General features: G+C 74.7%; 1 protein-coding gene. It reads left to right on the top strand.

Features of this window, described 5'->3' with window-relative positions; translation table 11 throughout:
* Positions 1-10 precede the first annotated feature (10 nt).
* Positions 11-1,569: beta-ketoacyl synthase N-terminal-like domain-containing protein (locus AB0D10_RS41215; protein WP_360266574.1), on the top strand; the 1,559-nt coding region annotated here is incomplete at its 3' end.

Genomic DNA, 1,569 nt, shown 5'->3' with positions numbered 1-1,569 from the left:
CGGAGCACCCATGACCACGCCCCACGACAAGGTAGTCGCCGCTCTCCGGTCCTCGATGAAGGAGACCGAACGGCTGCGCACGCAGAACCGTCGACTCCTGGCCGCGGCCGCCGAACCCGTCGCCGTCATCGGCATGGGCTGCCGTTACCCCGGCGGCGTTGCCTCGCCCGAGGACCTCTGGGACCTCGTGGCAGGCGGCACCGACGCCACCGGCGGCTACCCGGCCGACCGCGGCTGGGACCTCGGCGCCCTGGCGGACGCCGGCGTCGACGAGCGCGGCACCCGCGTCTCGCGGCGTGGCGGCTTCCTCGACTCGGTGTCCGGCTTCGATGCCGACTTCTTCGGCATCTCGCCCCGCGAGGCCGTCTCCACCGACCCGCAGCAGCGCCTGCTGCTGGAGACCTCGTGGGAGGCGTTCGAGCGGGCGGGCCTCGACCCGACGGCGCTGCGCGGCAGCCGTACCGGTGTCTTCCTCGGCACCAACGGCCAGGACTACGCGTACCTGCTGGTGCGCTCCCTGGCCGATGCCACCGGCGACATCGGCACCGGCATCGCCGCCTCGGCCCTGTCCGGCCGCCTCTCCTACACCCTCGGGCTGGAGGGCCCGGCGGTCACGGTCGACACCGCCTGCTCGTCCTCTCTGGTCGCCCTGCACTGGGCGGTCCAGGCGCTGCGGGCGGGCGAGTGCACACTGGCGGTTGCGGGCGGCGTCAACGTGATGGCGACGCCCGGCGCGTTGCTGGAGTTCAGCCGCCAGGGCGGGCTCGCCTCGGACGGGCGCTGCAAGGCGTTCGCGGACGGCGCCGACGGGACGGGCTGGTCGGAGGGCGTCGGCGTCCTGGTGTTGGAGCGGCTCTCGGACGCCCGCCGCAACGGGCACCGCGTCCTCGCGGTCGTCCGGGGCTCGGCGGTGAACCAGGACGGCGCGTCCAACGGTTTCACGGCACCCAACGGCCCTTCCCAGCAGCGGGTGATCCGTCAGGCCCTGGCCGCCGGCGGACTGTCGGCCTCTGAGGTCGACGCCGTCGAGGGCCACGGGACGGGGACGCCGCTCGGCGACCCGATCGAGGCCCAGGCCCTGCTCGCCACCTACGGGCAGGGGCGGGAGGACGGCCGGCCGCTCTGGTTGGGCTCGATCAAGTCCAACCTCGGCCACTCCCAGGCGGCGGCCGGCGTCGCGGGCGTGATCAAGATGGTGCAGGCGATGCGGGCGGGCGTGTTGCCGAAGACGCTCCACGCAGATGCGCCGTCCTCGCGCGTGGACTGGTCGGCGGGCTCGGTGCGGCTGCTGACGGAGGCGCGAGAGTGGCCGGGGGCCGAGCGGCCCCGCCGGGCGGGGGTGTCCTCGTTCGGGATCAGCGGCACGAACGCGCACGTGATCGTCGAGGAGGCTCCGGCGGAGGACGCTTCCGGGGCGGATCCCTCGGTCGTGCCGGGCGTGGTGCCCTGGGTGGTCTCGGCGAAGTCGGAGGCTGCGCTGGACGCGCAGGTGGAGCGGCTGGCCGACCTCGACGGCTCGGTCGGCTCGCCCGTGGACGTCGGGCTGTCGCTGGCGGGGCGGTCGCGGTT

The organism is Kitasatospora sp. NPDC048545, from assembly GCF_040651155.1.
GTDB lineage: Bacteria > Actinomycetota > Actinomycetes > Streptomycetales > Streptomycetaceae > Kitasatospora.
Note: the sequence above shows the minus strand (reverse complement) of the source record. Positions and strands in the feature narration are given on the sequence as shown.